Raw genomic sequence first — 21,416 nt, forward strand, 5'->3', positions numbered from 1 at the left:
GACATACAAAAAAAGACCCGACAAGTAATTGTCGGGTCTTTTTCTTTATATAGTAGTTTTAGTTTTTCTAATTTTTAAACTTATAAAATGGTGATTCTCAATTCAATCAAAAACCGAGAATCAATTACCATTTTATAAAATTATTGACAGATTTATGACCTCTGTAGTGCTTTGTCTTTCATGGGAACAAACTAGCTTTATCAGTCCCAATGCTCTGTTTTTTTGAGGGTTACATATCAGCAGAATCACTCCCTTTGCTTTGTCTTTTATGGGAACAAACTAGCTTTATTAGTCCCAATGCTCTGTTTTTTTTGAGGGTTACATTTCAGCAGAATCAATCCCTTGCTTTGTCTTTTATGGGAACAAACTAGCTTTATTAGTCCCAATGCTCTGTTTTTTTGAGGGTTACATTTCAGCAGAATCACTCCCTTTTGCTTTGTCTTTTGTGGGAACAAACTAGCTTTATTAGTCCCAATGCTTTGCTTTTTTTTAAAGGGTTGTATTTTAGCTTTGCTCATTCCCTTTGATACAAAGTTAGTATAGAAGTACTTGTAAAAATTTATATAATTTTTGGGCTTTATTATAAATTTCACACACGAGGTTAAAATAGAATTGTAATTGAAAAAATTGAGTATTTTTGATGTCTATTTTTATTACAATGAAATTACAAGTAAAAGAGCTTACTACCAGAGAAGCAATGGTTGACCAAATAGCAACTATTCGATTTCTTTATCCTAATTTATCGATTGAAAAATATCAGGCTTACCTTTCTGAAATGGTGCCTCATAATTATATTCAGATCGCGGTTTTTGAGGGAGATAACTGTCTTGGAATTACAGGTTGTTGGTCGGCTACTAAATTGTGGACGGGTAAATATCTCGAGATAGATAATTTTGTTGTAAATCCTGATCATCGTTCTAAAGGAATAGGAAAATTATTAACAGATTATATCGAAAAAAAGGCTTTAGAGCTGGATTGTAGTTCTATAGTTTTAGACGCTTTTACCGGAAATTTCGCCGCTCACCGCTTTTACTACAACCAAGGTTATGGACCAAAAGGTTTTCATTTCGTTAAAATATTAGACGAAAAAAAACTAACACAATAAAATTACACACCAATTTTTTTATTGAACCTACAAAATCAGTAATAAACAAAAGAATTGGTTATTTTTGTTTTACAAACTTTATTATAAATTATTTTGGGATTATATAAAAATCTGTTCAAACAAACTGCTATTTACGGACTAGCAACGGTCTTACCAAGAATGCTAAGTTTTTTATTGGTAAGATTGTACACTGGTATTTTACCAACTGCAGAATATGGCGAGGTTTCGATCGTTTTGTCATGGATGGTGTTCTTTAATGTGGTTCTTTCGTACGGAATGGAAACCGCATTTTTTAGATTCTATAGTGCCGAGGATGATAAGAAAAATGTAATCGCAACATCGACAATATCAATATTTTGGTCCTCGATTATTTTCTTATTTGCCGCTTTAATTTTTAGAAATACCTTGGCAAGTCTTGCCGAAGTTGATGTACAATATATTACATATACCGTTTGGATTTTAGTTTTAGATGCTTTGGTTTTAATACCATTTTCTAAACTTAGAGCCAATCAGAGACCAATGGTTTATGCAGCAATTAAAATAGGAAACGTAGTAATCAATTTATTACTGAATATATTCTTTTTAATGTACTTGCCTAAGCTTGCTGCAGCAAATCCTAACTCAGTTTGGGATAATTTATATGTAGAGAATTTCCAGATTGCCTATATTTTCATTGCAAATCTACTGGCAAGTTTAGCTACATTTATTGTGCTTTCGCCAAATTATCTTTCATTGGGAAGAAAATTCGATCCAATCCTTTGGAAAAAAATGATGAAATACGGTTTACCAATTTTGGTTGCCGGACTGGCATTTGCTGTTAACGAACATTTCGATAAAATTCTATTAGGATATCTACTACCTGAAAATTTAGCAAAATCAGAAGTTGGAGCCTATTCAGCTTGTTACAAATTAGGTTTGTTTATGGTTTTGTTTGCAACGGCTTTTAGATTAGGTATTGAACCTTTCTTTTTTAGTCATTCAAAAAATGCCAATGCACCTCAAACTTACGCCGTAATTACAAAATATTTTGTTATTCTGGGTTCGTTAATTTTATTAGGAGTGATTGTTTTTGCCGATGTTTTAAAGTATCTTTTACTGGACAATAAATCATATTGGGAAGCAATGAAAGTGGTACCGCTAATTATTCTGGCAAACTTCTTTTTAGGAATTTACAACAACTTATCAGTCTGGTATAAACTGACCGATAAAACAAAAATAGGAGCATATATCTCGATTGTTGGGGCGATTGTAACATTGGTTTTAAATTATTTTTTAATTCCAAAATACAGTTACTACGGTTCAGCAATTGCAACGATTTCGGCTTACGGAAGTATGATGTTGATTTCTTATGTATTAGGAAACAAATATTATCCTATACCTTATGATATGAACAAAATTGGAGCTTACCTGGGAATTTCAATTGTATTTTCGGCTATTTCTTTTTACGGATTTAGAGAAAATTATTTCGTTGGAATTCCGTTATTATTAGGATTCATGTATTTTGTGTATCACAATGAAAAAGAAACCATCAAAGGAATTATGAGTAAAAAATAGAATTGAGTTTTAATAAACTCAATTTGATTTTAATGTTTTAAAATAAAAAATGAAAATACAAATTATCAATAAATCACAACACGCTTTACCAAACTACGAAACAATTGCTTCGGCAGGAATGGATTTACGTGCGAATTTAACAGACTCTATAACATTAAAACCTTTAGAAAGAACCATTGTAAAAACAGGACTTTTTATTGAATTACCAATAGGTTACGAAGCACAGGTTCGACCAAGAAGCGGATTAGCAGCCAAAAAAGGAGTTACAGTTTTAAATTCTCCGGGAACAGTCGATGCCGATTATAGAGGAGAAATAGGTGTAATTTTAGTAAATTTATCAAATGAAGAATTCGTAATCGAAAACGGAGAACGAATTGCACAATTAATTATTGCCAAACACGAAAGAGCAGAATGGATTGAAGTTGCAGAACTTTCTGAAACATCAAGAGGCGAAGGCGGTTTTGGAAGTACTGGAGTTAAATAGTTTTCAGTCGCAGTCACAGTAATCAGTTTCTGTACTTTGCGGTTAAAATAGTTTTCAGTCGCAGTTATCAGTTTCAGTTCTTTGCGACCTTAAAAATGAAATGAATAAACCTAGCGAACTTTGCGTATCCCGATAGCTATCGGGATTGCGAACTTTGCGGTTAAATAGTTTTCTGTTGCAGTCAAGGTTATCAGTTTCTATACTTTGCAACAAAACAAAATAAATAACCAAACTAAGAGGATTTTTTAAATCTTCGAATAAAATAAAAAGACAAAATGAAAATAATCGTTCCAATGGCAGGTCGAGGATCTAGACTTAGACCACATACTTTAACTGTTCCAAAACCATTAATTCCTGTTGCAGGAAAATCTATCGTTCATCGTTTAGTCGAAGACATTGCTAAAATATTAAAAGAACCTATCGAAGAAGTTGCTTTTATTTTAGGAGATCCTGCTTTTTTTGGAGATGATCTTGTAGCAAGTTTAGAAGAATTGGCTGGAAGTTTAGGAGCAAAAGCTTCGATCTATCGTCAGGATTTACCATTAGGAACAGGTCATGCCATTATGTGTGCAAAAGAATCTTTGTCCGGTCCTGCAGTTATCGCTTACGCGGATACTTTGATTAGAGCAGATTTTGAATTAGATCCTGCTGCTGATGCTGTAATTTGGGTAAAACAAGTAGATCAGCCGGAAGCTTTTGGTGTTGTAAAACTGAATCAGAATAACGAAATTATAGAATTAGTTGAAAAACCAAAGGAATTCGTAAGCGACTTAGCCGTTATCGGAATCTATTATTTTAAAGAAGTTGGCGATTTGAAAAAAGAACTTCAGGGAGTTTTGGATAACAATATCCAGAATGGTGGAGAATACCAAATCAACGACGGGATTAAAGCCATGATGGCTAACGGTAAAGTTTTTAAAACCGGAAGCGTTGACGAATGGATGGATTGTGGAAATAAAGATGTTACGGTTGAAACTAATTCCAGAATGTTAGGATTCTTGCACAATGACGGAGAACATCTTGTAGATTATGATGTTAAGTTAGAAAATGCAACCATTATCCCTCCTTGTTATATTGGTGAAAATGTAGTGTTGAAAAATGCAACAGTAGGACCAAATGTTTCAATAGGAAAAGGATGTCACGTTATCGATAGTTCGATCAAAAATAGTTTGGTTCAAACTTATTCTCAAATAAAAAACGCTAACTTAGACAATGCTATGATAGGAAATCACGTTGTTTATGATGGTAAGTTTACAAGTATTAGCATTGGTGATTATTCGGTTTTAGAATAAATATAAGTTTAAAGAACACAAGTACAAAACCAACAAGAATTTCACAAACTAAATTAAGCTATTAAAGTTTGTGCAAATTAGTGAAATTCGTGTTGAAGATTAATTTATAGTATTTGTATTCGGTAGGCTCAAAAAGATTCATTTTTGTTTAAAAATTAAATTGTAAAGATGATACAAAAAGGAGTTATAGTTATTTTATTTTTCGTTTTGCTTGGCAATCCAATTTCGGTTATGGCACAAACAGAACCGGAAGATATTGCTATGGCAACAGATGAATATCAGGATGCTTTTTATGAATCATTAAAACAAAAAGGAATTGAAAATTATGATAAAGCAATAGCATCGCTGGATAAATGCGTTAAGCTAAAACCTAATGATGCAGTAGCATATTTTGAATTAGGAAAAAATTACCTGTCTTTAAAAGATTATAGAAACGCGCAGGATTCGTTTGAAAAAGCAACACAATTAGATCCAAAAAACAAATGGTACTGGTTAGGAATTTACGATGTAAGTTATGAAACTAAGAACTATCCTTTGGCAATTGAAACGATTCAGAAAATAATTGCTTTTGATGAAGAATATAAAGATGATTTGATTTCACTTTATATGATTACAAATCAGTTTGACAAAGCACTTGTAACGATCAATGAAATGAACGATAAATTCGGAAAATCAGAAGATCGCGACCGTTATAAAATGCAGATTTTATCTCAGGGAAAATATCAAAATGCCGAAATCACAAATCTGATTGATCAGATAAAAAAGAATCCAAAAGAAGAAGCGAATTATATCAACCTGATTTTTTTATATTCAAAAGCAGAAGAAACAGACAAAGCTTTAGAAGTTGCGAAACAATTAGCAAAAGAAGTTCCAACATCAGAGTGGGCACAAGTGAGCTTGTTTAAAGTTTATATAGACGGAAACCAGGCAGATAAAGCCATTAAGGCGATGAATGTAATTTTATCAAGTCCAAAAATTGATTCAAAAATTAAGCATCGTACTTTAAATGAATTTTTGATCTATGTGAATAAAAATCCACTATATGCTCCTGATTTAGAGAAAGCCATTGCTTATTTCGATAATGATAAAGAAATTGATGTTGCAAAAGAAGTAGGGAAATTTTATCATAGCAAAGGTCAGTTTGAGAATGCGATTAAGTATTATGAGAAAGATTTAAAATCAAATTCAGATACAGATCGTGAAACTAATTTGCTGTTGCTTGAAGCTTACACACAAGCAAAACAATTTGAACCAATGACAAAAAGAGCGATGAATATGATCGACGTATATCCTAGTCAGCCACAATTTTATTATTATGCCGGCTTAGGAAACAATCAGTTACAACAATTTAAAAACGCAAAAACCGTTTTAGAAATGGGACTCGATTATGTAGTTGATGATAAAACGCTCGAAGCAAATTTTAATATTCAGTTAGGAGAGGCATACAATGGTTTAGGAGATGCTAAGAAAAAAGAGGAATACTTTTTGAAGGCAAATGAATTATTAAAGAAAAAAAAGTAAAAGACTAAATTCAGATGAAAAAATATATAGCACTAGTATTAGTGACCGCTTTTATGGTTTCTTGTAAATCAAAGGCAGTTGCGGTACAAAATAATAACGGCAACACTGAAGTTATTACAAAAGAAGATAAGAAAGCAGTTGAGAAACATTATGACAATAAGTTAGATTTTTCTACTTTATACATAAAAGCCAGCGCGAGATATGCTGACGAAAAACAAAGTCAAAATGTTACAGCCGATATTAGAATCGAAAAAGACAAACAGATCTTAGTAAGTGTTCGTTTTCTGGGAATTACAATGGCAAAAGCTTTAATAACGCCAACTACAGTAAGTTATTACGAAAAAATAAACAGCACCTATTACGAGGGTGATTTTACCAGTTTAAGTAAATGGTTAGGAACTGAATTAGATTACAGCAAAGTGCAGAATTTATTAGTTGGAGAAGCACTTGACGATTTAAGAAAAGGAAAATATACCCAGACCATTGTAGACAACCTTTTTAAGTTAGAAGATCTAAAAGAGGCTAACATAAAAAAATCTTTCTACCTGGATGCAGATAAATATTTATTGCAAAAAGAAGAGATTTCGCAGCCTACGGAAAACAGAATGTTACAAATTTCTTATGGTGACAGCAAAGTTTTTAATCAGGGAACACTTCCAACGAGTATTGAAATTAATGCAATTCAGCCAAAAGGGAAAACTAATATTAATTTGAATTACAATAATATTTCATTTAATGAAGAACTTTCTTTTCCATATAGCGTACCAAGTGGTTATAAAAAAGTTATAATTAAGTAAATTTGCAAAAAGAAAATATAAACATGCCAAAATTTCTCCTAAGCCTAATTTTTATATGTGCCACTACATTTATGTGGGCGCAAGATGATTCGCAACAAGAAAAACTTGAACAGCGTAAAGCTCAGATTCAACAGGAAATTAGAGACAATGAAAAAATGTTGCAGTCTGTAAAGAAAAAAGAAAAATCAGCAGTAAATGTTTTTTTGATTCAGGCGAATAAAATTAAGCTGAAAGAGAAACTGATAAATACTACAGCAAAACAAGAAAAACTTTTAAGTAACGATATGTATATTAACCAGGTTAAGGTTAATAAATTAAAAAAAGAACTTGAGGTATTAAAAGCAGATTATGCAAAAATGATTCTGAAATCATATAAAAGCAGATCTGAGCAAAGCCGGGCCATGTTTATTTTATCATCAGAAAGCTTTTTACAAGCTTATAAAAGAGCACAATATTTAAAACAATATACGAATTTCAGAAAGAATCAAGGTTTAGAAATTCAATCAAAAACCGCTCAATTAGTTGATTACAATGCTAAATTGGATGGACAAAGACAGGTTAAGAAAAAAATTATTGCAGAAAATCAAAAAGAGAAACAGAGCTTAGAAGTTGAAAAGCAGGAACAGCAAAAATTAGTTAACTCAATTAAAAAAGATAAGAGTAAAATTATTGCCGATACAAAAGCGAAACAACAGGAATCGAGAAAAATCGACGCTAAAATTAAGGAGCTTATCCGTGAACAAATTAGATTAGCAAATAAAAGAGCCGAAGAAGAAAGACGTAAAAGAATCGCAGAAGGTAAAGCCAGCGAAGCAGAGAAAGCAGAAGCGTCATCCCCTAAAAGTTATTCATCAGATAGAATTACATTAACACCGGAAGGGAAAATTTTAGCTGCCGATTTTAAAGCCAACAGAGGGAAACTGCCTTGGCCTGTAGAGAAAGGATTTATATCTCTTGGTTACGGAGATCAGCCGCATCCACTATATCCAACACTTACGGTTCATAATTCCGGAGTAGAGATTACTACAGAACAAGGAGCAAGTGCACGTGCTGTATTTGAAGGAGTAGTATCAAAAGTTATAGCCTTGTCTCCTGTAAACAGAGCTGTTTTTATTCAGCATGGAGATTACTTTACAGTATATCAAAACCTAAGTTCGGTATCTGTTGAGCAAGGTGACAAAGTAAAAGTGAAACAAGTACTTGGAAAAGTAAGAACAAGTGGAGACACTGGAAAAACAATTATTAAGTTTTTAATTATTCAAAATACATCAAATAACAATCCTGAGGGATGGTTGCAAAATAGATAATAAAAAAGGGAGCTAAATTAGCTCCCTTTTTTGTGGGTTGGTTTTTTGGTTAATCATATTGTTCTAAAAAGTACTTTAAAATATCGGTTGTAGTAACGATACCTTTTAGTTCTCCGTTATTCACTACCGGAAGAGCGTGAAATTCTTCGTTCACAAAAATTTGTGCCGAATCTTTTATAATAGTATCAGATGATATTGTTTTTGGTTTTGATGTCATGACCTGAGCAATGGTCAACATATCCAGAATGGCCTCATCAGCACCTTCCTGCGCTTCGAACAAAGCGCCAAAAGTTAATCTGTTAATATCAGTTCGGCTAATAATTCCAACGACATCTTTGCCCCTCACAATTGGGATGTGGCGAATGTTATGTTTTTTTAGCTTTTCAACTACTTTTCTAAGTCCGTCATTTTCGTTTACCGTTACGACGCTTTTAGTCATGATATGACTAATTGGTTCTCTTTTTTTCATAATTGATATGTTTTAAGGTTATATCAAATATGTCTCATTTTTCTCATAAATAATATGATTTTTATCAGCTATGAGATATCGTTTAGTTTAATTTTAAAGACCTCAGTTTTTATGTTTTTCTTGAAATTGACGATCGAAATTGTAACTTTATAAAGGATAAACCACATTAGAAGATAAAAATCATTCTATTGTTCATTTGAAATTGTATCGATTGAAATTTAAAATAGTATTTTTGCACTATGGAAACAAATAGACAGAAAAAAATCGGCGGTGTCATCCAGAAAGATCTGGTTGATATTTTGCAAGGTGAAGTGAGAAAAAACGGAATTACTAATTTGGTAATTTCGGTATCCAAAGTTAGTGTTACTTCAGATTTATCTGTAGCAACAGTGTATTTAAGCATTTTTCCTCAGGACAAAGCCAAAGAAACTTTAGAAGGTATAAAATCAAACTCAACTCTAATTAAGCACGATTTATCACAACGTGTTCGTTTACAATTGCGTCGTGTACCAAATCTGGTATTCTTTATCGATGACTCTCTTGATTATATCGAAAAAATTGATAACGCATTATCAAACAGAGAAAACCCAATCGAAAATCGTGATCTTTTAGAAAAAAGAAGAAAATCATAAATTGAATTTCCCCCTTTACATAGCCAAACGTTATATTTTTAGCAGAAGCAAAAACAATGCTATCAATATTATTAATCGCATTGCCAGCATGGGAATTATTGTTGGCACAATGGCTTTGTTTGTGGTTTTATCTGTTTTTAGCGGATTAAAGGTTTTTAGTCTTTCGTTTACAAACGAAATAGATCCCGATCTAAAAATTACCAGTACTTACGGAAAATCGTTTTTGATTACACCCGATCAGGAAAATCAAATTAAAAAGATTGACGGCGTTGTTTTGTATACTAAAATTATCGAAGAACGTGTTTTGTTTTTGTTTAAAGACAAACAGCAGGTTACTTATCTAAAAGGTGTCGATCGAAACTATCCCGTAGTTAACGATATCAAAAAAAAACTCTTTAACGGAGATTGGCTCAAACCGGACACTTATCAGGTTGTTATTGGCTACGGAATAGCTCAGGATTTCTCGATGGGAATTCTTGATTTCGAAAACCCTTTGCAAATATTTGCGCCAAAACCGGGAAAAGGAGCAATCGAAAATCCCGAAGAAGCATTTAATAAAACAGATGTTTTACCAGTTGGGATTTATTCGATCAGTGAAGATTTAGATTCAAAATATGTTTTTGCAGATTTGGGCTTAGCGCAGGAATTATTAATGTACAAGCCGAATCAAATTTCAGGAATCGAATTTAATCTGAAAGATGGAGCAAATGAAATCGCTATTAGTACTAAACTGAATGCTATTTTCAATAATAAAATTACAATAAAAAACAGGGCACAACTTAATGAGTCCTTGTATAAAATGCTGAATACAGAAAACATAGTGGTTTACCTGATTTTTACTTTGGTGATTATTGTGGCACTTTTCAATTTAGTGGGAGCATTGATCATGATGATTTTAGAAAAGAAAGGAAATCTTAAAACCCTTTTTAATCTTGGAACAGAAATCAATAGTTTACGGAAAATATTCCTGCTTCAGGGAACTTTGTTAAGCGTTTTTGGAGGTATAATTGGCCTTGTTCTCGGTATCATTCTAGTATTGTTACAACAACGATACGAACTTATTATGATCACGCCAACCCTGGCATATCCGGTAGTTTTCAATCTTGAAAACGTACTTATAGTGATGGGAACAATTGTATCACTTGGTTTTGTGGCTTCTTTAATTGCTAGCAGCCGTGTAAGCAAAAAGTTATTGGATTAGTATTTCTCACTAAAAAATATTACTTATATTTATCCTCTTAAAAAACTACAATTTATGATTGTTTCTGCCTAATCCTATTTTATTTTCTTGAATAATTAGGATACTTACGTTTATTTTTCTTCAGTTCAGATCATTGATTCTGGACTAATATTATCATTTATCCTAACTTATCATGACAGAAACAACAATACAGAAAAGTTTATTTTCTAAGATTTTCACCACTTTAAAACAAGCAATCAAAGGAGACGAATCTTTTGATTATACCGTAGGAAGCATCAAAAAAGCCGTTATTCTATTAGCCATCCCGATGGTTTTAGAAATGATGATGGAATCTGTTTTTGCCTTGGTCGATTTATATTTCGTTGGACATTTAGAGCACAGTAGTTTTGCCATTCAAACGGTTGGTTTAACAGAATCTGTACTTGCTATTATATATTCAGTTGCAATAGGTATGAGTATGGCTGCCACAGCAGTTGTAGCACGACGTATTGGTGAAAAAGATCCTGTTGCCGCGGCAAAAGCAGGGATGCAGGCTATTATTATTGCTTTTGTGATCAATTGCATCATTAGTCTTTTTGGAGTTATTTATGCCAAAAAAATTCTGATGTTAATGGGTGCCTCTCAGGAAGCAGCAGAACATGGTTACATTTTTACGCAAATTATGATTGGCGGAAGTTTATGTATAATGCTTTTATTCTTAATTAACGGAATATTTCGCGGAGCAGGTAACGCAGCAATTGCCATGAAAAGTCTTTGGTTAGCCAATATTTTAAATATTGTTTTATGTCCGATACTAATTAACGGTTTCGGTCCAATTCCTGCTTTTGGCTTAACCGGTGCAGCAATCGCCACCACTTTAGGAAGAAGTATTGGAGTATTGTATCAGGTATTTCATTTGTTTTTTGGCAATGGAGCTTTAAAAATTAAACTTTCTTATTTCATTCCGGATTTTCATCAGATAAAAGCATTAGTAAAAATTGCTGCTCCGGGAGTTTTACAATTCGTTATTGCTTCTTGCAGCTGGATTTTTCTGGCGCAATTGGTTGCAACAACAGGTGGAGATCACGGATCGGCTGGATATCAGACTGCGCTTAGAATTATGATGTTTTTTATTCTTCCGGCTTGGGGATTAAGTAATGCCGCAGCTACTTTGGTGGGACAAAACTTAGGAGCAAAACAAATCGATCGTGCCGAAAAATCAGTTTATACAACCGCGAGATACAATGTCATTTTTATGGCGACCATTATGGTAATTGTATTGTGTTTTGGTAAATACATTATTTCGTTTTTTACCAATGATGAATTGGTAAAAACAATAGCCGTCGAAGCCTTACAGATTATGAGTATCGGATTTATCTTTTACGGAATCGGAATGGTTTTGATCAACACATTCAATGGGGCAGGAGATACCTGGACACCAACCGGAATTAATTTCTTTGGTTTTTGGTTGTTCCAAATTCCGTTAGCCTATGTATTGGCCAAACATTTTAATATGGGACCAACAGGAGTTTTTATCGCAATTCCGGTTGCAGAAACTGCAATAACATTGGCGAGTATTTTCTTTTATAAGAGAGGGAAATGGAAACGTATTCAAGTATAGTTTATACAAAAAAAGACCTTCAAATTGTGAAGGTCTTTTTTTATATCAGGTCTTTGTCAAAGTTTTAAACTTTGACAAAGATTATATTATTGTCTAAACAAACTCATATCCAGCATAAACCTGCTCGATTTCTTTCATAATAGCGAACAAAGCTTCAGGTTCATCAGTAGTAACCAGTTTTTGTTTGTATTCTTTAAAAGAATGAATTCCTTTAAAATAGTTGGTATAATGACGACGCATTTCAACAATTCCAAGGCGTTCGCCTTTCCATTCCATTGACCACATTAAGTGGTTTCTTGCCGCTTCTACACGATCAATAACCGTTGGGGCAGCTAAGTGTTCTCCGGTTTTAAAATAGTGCTTGATTTCGTTAAAAATCCACGGATAACCAATCGCAGCACGACCAATCATGATTCCGTCAATGCCGTATTCGTTTTTATATTTTAATGCTTTTTCCGGATTGTCGATATCGCCGTTTCCAAAAATAGGCATTGTAATTCTGGGGTTGTTTTTTACGCGGGCAATGTGCGACCAGTCAGAATGACCTTTGTACATTTGTGCACGTGTTCTGGCATGAATCGTTAAAGCCTGAACACCAATATCCTGGAGTCTTTCAGCAACTTCATCAATATTGATCGAGTTATCATCCCAGCCCAAACGAGTTTTTACCGTTACAGGCAAATCGGTACTTCTGATAACCGCTTTGGTCAAACGAACCATCAAATCGACATCTTTCAAAACTCCTGCTCCGGCACCTTTACAAACTACTTTTTTTACCGGACATCCAAAATTAATGTCAACTAAATCAGGTTTTACCGTAGAAACAATTTTAGACGAAAGCGCCATTGCTTCCTCATCACCACCAAAAATTTGAATTCCAACCGGACGTTCGTAATCAAAAATATCCAGCTTCATTCTGCTTTTGATAGCATCACGAATCAATCCTTCAGACGAAATAAATTCAGAATACATCATGTCAGCGCCGTGCGTTTTGCATAATCTGCGAAACGGCGGATCACTAACATCTTCCATTGGTGCGAGTAATAAAGGAAATTCGGGTAATTCTATGTTGCCAATCTTGACCATCTTCAATATTTTGTGCAAAATTACAACTTTTTAGTCGAATTGGCACAATTCGAGGTACAAAGGCTCAAAGTAACAAAGGGACAAAGGTTTTTTTATAACGTTGATTAAGAGCCTTTGTACCTCTGAACCTTTGCAACTTTGCACCTTTTTTTCTAAACTCTGTAATCAAAAAATCGAATTGGTTTTCGACTCATTGGGTTAAAAACTAAAGGGTTCAAAGTTTCTTTTGAGGCGAATTCAATCTTTGGTGTAACCCTTAATTTTGCTCTAAAGTGATCTTTTATTTCCTGTAAAAATTCAGCAGATTGATTTTTTACAGCAATTTTTATCAGGATTTCATCTGTTCCTAAATCGTTGGTAGAGATCTCAATAATATGATTTTCGATATTGTCGAAACCACTCAAAACATCATTCATCGCTGGCGGATAAAGCGTTGTTCCTTTGTATTTTATCATTTGTTTTTTACGGCCCACAACCGGACCAACACGCAATGTGTTTCTTCCGCAGGCACAAGGACTGTTGTGTAACTGAACAATATCTCCGGTTTTAAAACGCAATAAAGGCATGGCTTCAATCCCTAAGGTGGTAAAAGTAAGTTCGCCAATTTCTCCGTCTTTTACAGGAATATTATTTTCATCCAGCACTTCAACAATAATCAATTCCGGATGGTGATGACCTCCAACACCATGCTCACATTCTGTAAAAGCAGTGCTCATTTCTGTAGACGCATAAGTAGAGAACAACTTAATATTCCATTTTTCAGTGATTTTATTGGATAAAATATTCATCGAAAAATCCTGATTTCTTAGTGATTCTCCAATGCAAATAGCACCTTTTATGCTCGAATTATTATAATCAATTCCGTGAGCTTCTGCGTATTCAATTAACTTTAATAAAAACGAAGGAACCGTAATTAGATAAGAAGGTTTGTATTTTAAAATAGAATCCCATTGCAATTCCGGGATTCCGGCTCCAACGCGAATAACACCCACTTTTAGTTTTCGTAATCCCAGAAAATAAGCCAGACCGGCCATAAATTTTCTGTCGATTGTCGTCATCAATTGTACCACATCACCTTCTGCAATTCCGGCGCAGGCGAATGAAATTGCTTCGTTATAAGCCAATCTGTCTAAGTCAGAATCGGTTAAACCAAAAGTTACAGGATCGCCTAAAGTTCCTGAAGTCGAAGCATAATCGATGATTTTATTTTGAGGAACACATAAAAAATCATCGTTGTATTCCTGTAAATTTTCTTTTGTGGTAACAGGCAAATATTGTAAATCTTCGAGTGTTTTAATTTTCGAAATATCAATGTTTTGACCCGCAAAAAGGCGTTTGTAAAAAGGAGAATTTTGACTGATATATTCTAAAAGTTCGACTAATTTTTGCTCTTGAAAATTTTTAATTTCTTCTAAAGAATCTTTTTCTATTAATGGAATCATTGTAATTTTCTTTTGATTTTTTTTAAATACTTTTCAATTACTGTTTTGTCAGGAACTGTTGTAATTTCTTTGGTTAACGCTTTTTCAAAATTGGCCTGAGAAAGCTTGTATTCTTTTTTTTGATAAAAGTACAACCCTGCTTTGTAATACACAACCCAATAATCAGGGTTTAAGGATTGATATTGCTGAATAAATTCAGCGCTAATAACTTCTTTATTTTTCAGATATAAATCTATTTTATCATCTTCAGTTCTAAATTTTTGATACTTTTTATATTGAATAGTTTCCAGAAAAGGATCTTTTGGAATGTCTAAATTTTTCTGTTGAAATGAAACAATCGGGCTTCTTTTTCTTTCTTTAAAAATAGAATCTAAATTATAACAAACAAATTCACCTAACTGATACGGATTTGCCGAAACCCAAACCAGTTTTTCTTTTGGTTTAAAGATTATTCCGTGATGTGCCATCAACTGATTCAATGCTTTTTCGTTGCCATAACCCAAAGGGATATTTTTTAAACCGTCTTTATTTCTAAGAATTTCAGAGGCAATTTTGGGATTAATTTTAGGATTTTCTGCAAAAAGTTCCTGCATTCTTTCAAAACGATATTCAGAATGGCTGTTGGCAATTTGCAACTGATTTCGTTTTTCGTTTTTTAAATCTTCTCCCTGAAAATGGTTCGAACAAAACAACTGATCACTATTTGGGACTTCGTAAACGTCCATCTTTTTAGGCGAAACTTCGATCAAAATCGCTTTGTTATCTTGCGCACTTCCAACCATAATAGATTCTGAAACAAAAACTTCTCTTTTTTTGGCAATCGCAATGGCTTCTTCAATATTCTTGGCATGTTGTAAAATTTCACGCGTTAGAATAGAAATTGGTGTTTTAGCAATCAATGGTATTTTAGATTTCGAGGCATTGATAGTAACCGTCAAACCTTGCGCATTCATTCCGGAAACCGCACCAACCATTCCGGGCCAGGTAACCATCATAAACTGTTGACCTTCTTTCGGGTTTATAAACGCGACGATTTTATTTTCCGCGAAAGCGTCATTCACATAAAAATCAAAATTACGTCCAAGGATTAAATTTCCATCCTCAGATTTTTCGCCCCAGGCAGCAAAAGAGGAACAACCCACCAAAGCCAAATCCTGCAAAGCATGCCCAATATCGTGCGCGGCATGCAAATACAAACTCCGCTGAAATTGTGGTGCAATGTTGTCAAAATCATGCGATGTGTATTGCGAAACACCAAAAATTTCGGTTTGATATTCTTCAGGAACATTCAGGTATAATTTCCTGTTGTACCATTTTAGAAAATTTCGAAGAAGTCGTTGTTGAAATTTTGACGGAACAATATCCTTTATTTTGGAGAAGAATATATGTTCCTGATTTTTTAAAAGAGAATCTGATAAAGCTCCGGTGTTAAGGCCAATTTCAAGAGGATCGCCTTCAACATAAAGTTCCCAAAGGCCTTGTTTATTTTTTAAAAGTGAATTTTTTCCTGAAACAAAAATGCTGTCAGATTGTTTTGTTACAATTGGTTTTGCAGCATTATATTGAGAAGTTTCAGGAAGATGATGCATGGATTTTGATGTTCCGCAGGAGGCTAACACCAATAAAAAACCAACGAAAAAAAATAAATTAATCCGGCTTTTCATATCCCTACATTTTATTCAGATGCTTTATTGATTTTAGTTACTAAATATTCTTTGCCAAGAATTTCTGAACAGGTTACAACGGCGCCAATTGTTACACCAAGAACACCATGCATATTAATACTTTGGCCCGTAAGATATAAATTATCCAGCCTAGTTTTTGACGGAATCAGGGTTTTCATCGGATTATTCGAATCTTTAACATAACCGTACATATTTCCGTTGTCTCCACCTATATAATCCCGATAAGAAAGCGGGGTAGAAGTATGAACAGATTGAATGCAATCTCTAATTCCGGGGAATTTTATCTCGATTTCATCTAAAAATTTAGCTGCTTTTCTGAATTTAAATTCTTCATAGCTTTCTCCGCGATCATTTTCATCAACTGTAGTATTGAAAGTATTCCTCCAGGGTGCAACATCGTCATATTTCATGTAAGTGATAAAGGTCATTCCTTCGGCCCATTCTTCCTGTTTTTTTGAGGCATTCATAGAAGCCATAAAAGCTTTTGGCCAGGAATTTTCGTCATAATCATGAGCGGTCCACACTTCGGAACTTTTCTTGAAATGATAATGATTGTGATTGATGTATTTAAAAGTTTCCGGTTTAAAAACGATATATAAACTGAATGCCGAAATAACGCCTTCGAGACTTTGAACCCTGCTGTAAAATGATTTTCTAAAGTTTTCTTCGCCCGCCAGTTTTAATGTTGTTTTGGGTTCTATGTTCGAGATGAAATAAGAACCTGAAACCTGAGTTCCGTCTTTCATATCTACCGAAGTTACTTTTTTGTTTTCGACATTAAATCGAATAACTTCTTTGTATTTATAAAACTCACCACCGTGTTTTTTAAGCTGTTTCAAAAGCTGTTTTGTAATCTGACTTCCGCCATTGATACAGCGCCACGAACTTTGAATATAAGAGTTTACAGAAAGCGCATGGACATAAAAAGGCGATTTGTCAGCAATACCCGCATACAAAAAATTAGAACCGGATAAAACGGCTTTTAGCTTTTCATTTTGTGTACATCCCTCGATTGTTTCTTTGGCGTTAAGCCCTAAAATTTCGTTGTCGTATTTGCCTTCCCATTCTAAATTATAAAGAGGAAAACATTCACAAATTGCTTTTATTTTTTTACAATATTCCTCAATGTTTGCTTTTTCATCAGGAAAAAAAGTGACTAATTGATTGGCAAAATTGTCGTAACCCTGCGCATGCGGATATTCGTTTTCATCATCTTCAAAAGAGATAATGTCAAAACCATTTTCATCTAATTTTTTCAAATTGAGATGATCCATGATACCCAGATATTTAAAATATTTATATAAATTTTGCCCTTCTTCAAGACCTCCTATGTAGTGAATTCCGGTATCAAAAATGGTTTTATCGCGCACAAAAGTTTGCAGGTTTCCGCCGTATTGATTGTTTTTTTCGAGCACACAAACGCTGTAGCCTTCTTTTGCCAGAATAATGGCCGAGACCAATCCGCCTAAACCGCTGCCTACAATTACTACATCGTATTGCTCTTTCATGCTAATTTTTCTTTAATACGATTATAGAATTTTCTTCTGAGACAGATTGAAAACCAAAGTTAATTAAAGTGTTTTTTAAACCTGAACTATTGATTAAAATAACACAAGAAGTTGTAGAAATGATTTTCCCGAGATCCTCTTTATAATTTTCATCAGAAATTAAAAGAGCATCGTATTGATTTTCTAAAGTCAATTCGAGATCATCCACATAAGAGATTTTTCTTTTTTTAAGGAAATAATTCGTTTTAGCAACTGCTAGTTTTTCTTCGTCAGAAATAAAAGAAATTACTTTTCGTTGTGGTTCCTGCAAAGTCAATAAAACGTCTAATTGTCCGTAATCATTGGCTAAGTGCAGTATTTTGGCTTTCGCCGAAACATGCTTGTTAAGACGATAATAGGTTTCTAAATTATGTTTAAAATCGTTTTTGACACTGTTTGTTACTTCAATTTCTTTGTAATCATAACTATGAATTACCATTTTTTTGAAATAATCCGGACCTTCTAATTCCTGACGAATTTTCTGGAATTCAATTTTAAAATAAGCGCTTAATAGTTTCGTTCTTTCGGCGTAATTTTTCCCGAAAGAAAGATTATCAGGCGCAATTCTTTCTAAAATTGAAAGGGTCAGATAACTATGATGAATGACAAAATCGCCTTTTGGGATTGCTTCTGAAGCCCCGTGAATTAAAACAGGAACAATGTCCAGATTAAATTCTTCGGCAAGATAAAAAGCACCTTTATGAAAACGGTTGATCTGATTGCTTTCTGAACGCGTTCCTTCAGGGAAAATCATTAACGAATATCCTTCGTTTACTTTTTGGCGCAAATGTTCAACGCCGCCTTCGATACCTTCTGAAACCCGATAAAAACCTGCTTTTCTAACCGTTCCGCCAAAAATAGGAGAGTTGTAAACCCAGTCGTTTACCAGAAATATAATTTTAGGACTCAGCATTCCCATTGCCAGAATATCAATAAACGAAGAATGATTAGCAATAATGATGGCTGGTTTTTCGAAATTTTCATTAAACTTATTAATGACTTTTTTATGCAAAAACGGATTGGAATACAATACGGAATTCATGAATTTTGAAATCACATATCGGAAACCTTTCATTTTTGTTTTTTCCTTTATTGGAAGAATCGGCATGATGGTGATACTGAAAATTGACATCAAAATACCGCCTAATCCGTAATAGGTAAACGAAATAATACCATGTATAAAAGTGCGCAATACAAAAGGTGGATTTCCTTTTTTTGCACGATTGGATATGAATAATTTAAAGAGAATCGGGTAGAAGATAAACGTTATGATTAGTGCCGCAAAAACCCCAATTAAAGAAACAGAAGAAATGGATCTCAACGCTGGGTGACGTGCAAAAATCATGGCACCAATTCCTAAAATAGTTGTGATAACCGCCAGAATTATGGAAGTTCTGTAAATCGCGATTTCGTTTTTTCCGTTGGTATATTCTTTTTGAAGTGCGCTTGTCATGAAAATACTAAAATCGACACCATGACCAAAAATCAGCGTACAAACAATCATGCTGAAAATGTTCATCTGGATGCCAAAGATTCCCATAATTCCTGCCGTTACAATTCCGGTTAAAGCAATTGGAATACAGCTTACGATGACCAATTCGACTCTGCGGAAAAAGAAAAACAAAATCAGGATTACAGCAACAAACGAATAATTAACCAGCGAATTAAAATCGGTTTTTAAAGTACTGAAGAATGTTTCATTCATTTGCTGACGATCAATCGCAATCAGATTATTTTTGGTGGAAGCCGATTTTACAAAAGCATCTCGCTGCTCAGGCGTTACTTTTACTAAAGTAGAAATCGTGAAGAATCCATTTTTTTCGGTTATAAATTCTTTGAGTTGCAAAGCCTGAATTTTCAGATATTCTGAAGCTGAAATGGGTTTGAAAGTAAAATTTAAATGATCAAAAAAGGCAGAATATGTTGTGGGTTTGAAACCTAGTTTTGCACCTTCAGCAATCAATTCAGATGCTAAAAGTTGTTTTTTATTAGCATCCCAAAACGAATTCCATTTATCGATTTTTTGTTGTTGCTCTTTTTGCGAAAGCATAATTCCGCCAACCGAACTGAAATTCAATATTTTGTTGGTTTGTTTTTCCTTCGATAAATCGGCAAAAAGTTGAGAGTTGTTTTGCAAAACTTCTTCCATGCTTTTTCCGTACGAAGCCACATAAATGGTTTTGGAGGTTAAGCTCGTGCTTTCTTCCAGATCTTTTTCGGCGGCTTTGATTTCTTTTGGAACAAAATTCAATTGCGATAAATCATTATTGAAGCCAACGTTATTATAAGTAAAGCAGCAAATAATGGTGATTAAAACGCAAAAACCAATCAAATATTTATTGTTATGAAAAGAGAAATGTGCCAGTTTATCGATGACATTTTTCTTATGTTCAAAATTATTTTTTTTCGGTTTATACAAATGCGGCACAATCAAAAGAGAGAAAATACCCGTTACCATAACAATCACGGCAGCAAAAATGCCTAAGTCATTTAAAGCATCAGATTTTACAAAAAGCAAACATAAAAAAGCGACAGCCGTAGTTGAGCTGCTCATAATTACGGGCATTGTAATGTCTTTGTACAGCGTTTTTACGTCGCTGTTATGTTTGTAATGTGTGAGAATATGTATCGAATAATCGATTGTGATTCCTAGTAAGATTGAGCCAATCCCAAGAGAAATGGCTGAAATTTGTTCTTTTACAAAATATAAAAAAGCCACGGCGAACAAAGCGCCAAAAACCGTTGGAAGAAAAATAATTAACGGAATCAATACTTTTCGATAAAACAAAATCAAGATCAGCATCAGCGTGATCATTGCGATTGTTGTGGTTAGGATAATATCGCTTTTGATTTGATTGGCATTGGCAACCGCAATCAAAGCCGAACCAAAATAAGTTATCGAAGTTTTGCTTTTGAATTTCTGGTTTAGATTCTCCTGAATCGATTTTAGTTTTTCGGCAAAAATGGTATTCTTTTCCGTTTCGCTCGAAGGAAGATTTGACGTTATAAAAAGCAACAATTTCTTTTTGTCTTTGGTCATTACAAAACCATTGTTGAGGGTGAAATCGTCACCAATATTCAGTTGCTGTAATTTTTTCAGAGCAATAAACGAAATCCCAAGGGGATCTTGCAGTATAAAATCCTTAGTTACAAATCCGGATGGAGAAATGATCGATTTGTAATTTCCCTGAACCGTTGCGGCAATACTATCTTTTTGAAGTTTGTTCTGAATGGCAGCATAATCTTTATTCTCCAGGAAAAGCGGTAAATTATTGTAAACAAAATCTATCGTTTCCTGAATGTTTTCTTCGTCAATTTTTCCCTGAATTCCGGTTACATATGGTTTGCACGATTTGGCAATACTATCAGAAAAAGCAGTTGCCATTTCTTTTAAATCGTCTTCAGTTCCGTTTTTATCAAGTTTGAAAATAACCGTGATTTTATCAGCAAAGTTGAGTTGTTTCAACACTTTTGCCGTAACATCAGCCTTATCATTTGTTGGGATAAGCTTTGTAATATCTTCTTCAAACTTTATTTGAGAGGCAAAGAATCCAAAACCAAAAAGCATCAAAATAGCCAAAGCAACCGATAAAGTTTTTTGTCGGTTTATAAATAAGTGAATGACGTAGAAGTATTGATGCATAATTATTTATTATTTTTTTTTGCCACTCCCGATAGCTATCGGAATAAAGGG

At 33.8% G+C, this 21,416-nt stretch carries 16 protein-coding genes; 10 read left to right on the top strand and 6 right to left on the bottom strand.

The window, feature by feature from the left end:
* The first annotated feature begins 658 nt into the window (after positions 1-658).
* From IRZ78_RS02570 to IRZ78_RS02600, 7 genes are all read left to right on the top strand, one after another.
* Positions 659-1,105, top strand: a complete 447-nt coding sequence (locus tag IRZ78_RS02570; RefSeq protein ID WP_194615040.1) for a GNAT family N-acetyltransferase — start codon at positions 659-661, stop codon at positions 1,103-1,105.
* 93 nt (positions 1,106-1,198) lie between these two features.
* Entirely contained in the window at positions 1,199-2,659 is a 1,461-nt protein-coding gene (locus IRZ78_RS02575; protein ID WP_194615041.1) for an oligosaccharide flippase family protein, read from the top strand.
* 49 nt (positions 2,660-2,708) lie between these two features.
* Positions 2,709-3,143, top strand: a complete 435-nt coding sequence (gene dut, locus IRZ78_RS02580) for a dUTP diphosphatase (RefSeq protein WP_194615042.1) — start codon at positions 2,709-2,711, stop codon at positions 3,141-3,143.
* A gap of 275 nt (positions 3,144-3,418) precedes the next feature.
* Entirely contained in the window at positions 3,419-4,435 is a 1,017-nt protein-coding gene (locus IRZ78_RS02585) for a sugar phosphate nucleotidyltransferase (RefSeq protein WP_194615043.1), read from the top strand.
* A 168-nt stretch (positions 4,436-4,603) separates the two neighbouring features.
* A complete protein-coding gene (locus IRZ78_RS02590) occupies positions 4,604-5,956 on the top strand; it encodes a tetratricopeptide repeat protein (protein WP_194615044.1) in 1,353 nt (450 codons plus the stop codon).
* 14 nt (positions 5,957-5,970) lie between these two features.
* A complete protein-coding gene (locus IRZ78_RS02595) occupies positions 5,971-6,753 on the top strand; it encodes a DUF4292 domain-containing protein (RefSeq protein ID WP_194615045.1) in 783 nt (260 codons plus the stop codon).
* Positions 6,754-6,776: 23 nt separating this feature from the next.
* Positions 6,777-8,060, top strand: a complete 1,284-nt coding sequence (locus IRZ78_RS02600) for a peptidoglycan DD-metalloendopeptidase family protein (RefSeq protein ID WP_194615046.1) — start codon at positions 6,777-6,779, stop codon at positions 8,058-8,060.
* A gap of 49 nt (positions 8,061-8,109) precedes the next feature.
* Here the strand turns inward: IRZ78_RS02600 and IRZ78_RS02605 are convergent, their stop codons facing one another.
* Positions 8,110-8,529: a CBS domain-containing protein gene (locus IRZ78_RS02605; RefSeq protein WP_194615047.1), complete on the bottom strand. Its 420-nt coding sequence runs from the start codon at positions 8,527-8,529 to the stop codon at positions 8,110-8,112.
* A 239-nt stretch (positions 8,530-8,768) separates the two neighbouring features.
* Here IRZ78_RS02605 and rbfA point away from each other — a divergent pair, with 239 nt between their 5' ends.
* The 3 genes from rbfA (at position 8,769) to IRZ78_RS02620 (ending at position 11,962) form a co-directional block, all read left to right on the top strand.
* Complete coding sequence (gene rbfA / locus IRZ78_RS02610) at positions 8,769-9,161, top strand: 30S ribosome-binding factor RbfA (RefSeq protein WP_041519807.1); 393 nt, start codon at positions 8,769-8,771, stop codon at positions 9,159-9,161.
* 1 nt (position 9,162) lies between these two features.
* Positions 9,163-10,362 (top strand): FtsX-like permease family protein, encoded by a 1,200-nt coding sequence (locus tag IRZ78_RS02615; RefSeq protein WP_194615048.1) that lies wholly within the window; start codon positions 9,163-9,165, stop codon positions 10,360-10,362.
* A gap of 172 nt (positions 10,363-10,534) precedes the next feature.
* Positions 10,535-11,962, top strand: coding sequence for an MATE family efflux transporter (locus tag IRZ78_RS02620; RefSeq protein WP_194615049.1), 1,428 nt, complete (start codon positions 10,535-10,537; stop codon positions 11,960-11,962).
* A gap of 93 nt (positions 11,963-12,055) precedes the next feature.
* On the opposite strand, the gene dusB is transcribed toward IRZ78_RS02620, so the two are convergent.
* The 5 genes from dusB to IRZ78_RS02645 form a co-directional block, all read right to left on the bottom strand.
* Entirely contained in the window at positions 12,056-13,048 is a 993-nt protein-coding gene (dusB, locus tag IRZ78_RS02625; protein WP_194615050.1) for a tRNA dihydrouridine synthase DusB, read from the bottom strand.
* Positions 13,049-13,200: 152 nt separating this feature from the next.
* Positions 13,201-14,490, bottom strand: coding sequence for an AMP-binding protein (locus IRZ78_RS02630; protein ID WP_194615051.1), 1,290 nt, complete (start codon positions 14,488-14,490; stop codon positions 13,201-13,203).
* Positions 14,487-16,154, bottom strand: coding sequence for a C45 family peptidase (locus tag IRZ78_RS02635; protein ID WP_194615052.1), 1,668 nt, complete (start codon positions 16,152-16,154; stop codon positions 14,487-14,489). Before IRZ78_RS02635 ends, IRZ78_RS02630 begins: the two co-directional genes overlap by 4 nt.
* A gap of 11 nt (positions 16,155-16,165) precedes the next feature.
* Positions 16,166-17,683: an NAD(P)/FAD-dependent oxidoreductase gene (locus IRZ78_RS02640; protein ID WP_194615053.1), complete on the bottom strand. Its 1,518-nt coding sequence runs from the start codon at positions 17,681-17,683 to the stop codon at positions 16,166-16,168.
* A gap of 1 nt (position 17,684) precedes the next feature.
* Positions 17,685-21,365 carry a 1-acyl-sn-glycerol-3-phosphate acyltransferase gene (locus IRZ78_RS02645; RefSeq protein WP_194615054.1) on the bottom strand — a complete coding sequence of 1,227 codons (3,681 nt, stop codon included), beginning with the start codon at positions 21,363-21,365 and terminating at the stop codon, positions 17,685-17,687.
* Positions 21,366-21,416 lie beyond the last annotated feature (51 nt).

The sequence above is a fragment of the Flavobacterium sp. CSZ genome (assembly GCF_015350725.1).
Taxonomy (GTDB): Bacteria; Bacteroidota; Bacteroidia; order Flavobacteriales; family Flavobacteriaceae; genus Flavobacterium.

Coding starts and splice junctions, on each gene's coding strand:
- IRZ78_RS02640 (WP_194615053.1), bottom strand. CDS start 17,683: ATGAAAGAGCAATACGATGTAGTAATTGTAGGCAGCGGTTTAGGCGGA.
- IRZ78_RS02645 (WP_194615054.1), bottom strand. CDS start 21,365: ATGCATCAATACTTCTACGTCATTCACTTATTTATAAACCGACAAAAA.
- IRZ78_RS02570 (WP_194615040.1), top strand. CDS start 659: ATGAAATTACAAGTAAAAGAGCTTACTACCAGAGAAGCAATGGTTGAC.
- IRZ78_RS02635 (WP_194615052.1), bottom strand. CDS start 16,154: ATGAAAAGCCGGATTAATTTATTTTTTTTCGTTGGTTTTTTATTGGTG.
- IRZ78_RS02595 (WP_194615045.1), top strand. CDS start 5,971: ATGAAAAAATATATAGCACTAGTATTAGTGACCGCTTTTATGGTTTCT.
- dusB (WP_194615050.1), bottom strand. CDS start 13,048: ATGGTCAAGATTGGCAACATAGAATTACCCGAATTTCCTTTATTACTC.
- IRZ78_RS02605 (WP_194615047.1), bottom strand. CDS start 8,529: ATGAAAAAAAGAGAACCAATTAGTCATATCATGACTAAAAGCGTCGTA.
- dut (WP_194615042.1), top strand. CDS start 2,709: ATGAAAATACAAATTATCAATAAATCACAACACGCTTTACCAAACTAC.
- IRZ78_RS02590 (WP_194615044.1), top strand. CDS start 4,604: ATGATACAAAAAGGAGTTATAGTTATTTTATTTTTCGTTTTGCTTGGC.
- IRZ78_RS02585 (WP_194615043.1), top strand. CDS start 3,419: ATGAAAATAATCGTTCCAATGGCAGGTCGAGGATCTAGACTTAGACCA.
- IRZ78_RS02620 (WP_194615049.1), top strand. CDS start 10,535: ATGACAGAAACAACAATACAGAAAAGTTTATTTTCTAAGATTTTCACC.
- IRZ78_RS02630 (WP_194615051.1), bottom strand. CDS start 14,490: ATGATTCCATTAATAGAAAAAGATTCTTTAGAAGAAATTAAAAATTTT.
- rbfA (WP_041519807.1), top strand. CDS start 8,769: ATGGAAACAAATAGACAGAAAAAAATCGGCGGTGTCATCCAGAAAGAT.
- IRZ78_RS02600 (WP_194615046.1), top strand. CDS start 6,777: ATGCCAAAATTTCTCCTAAGCCTAATTTTTATATGTGCCACTACATTT.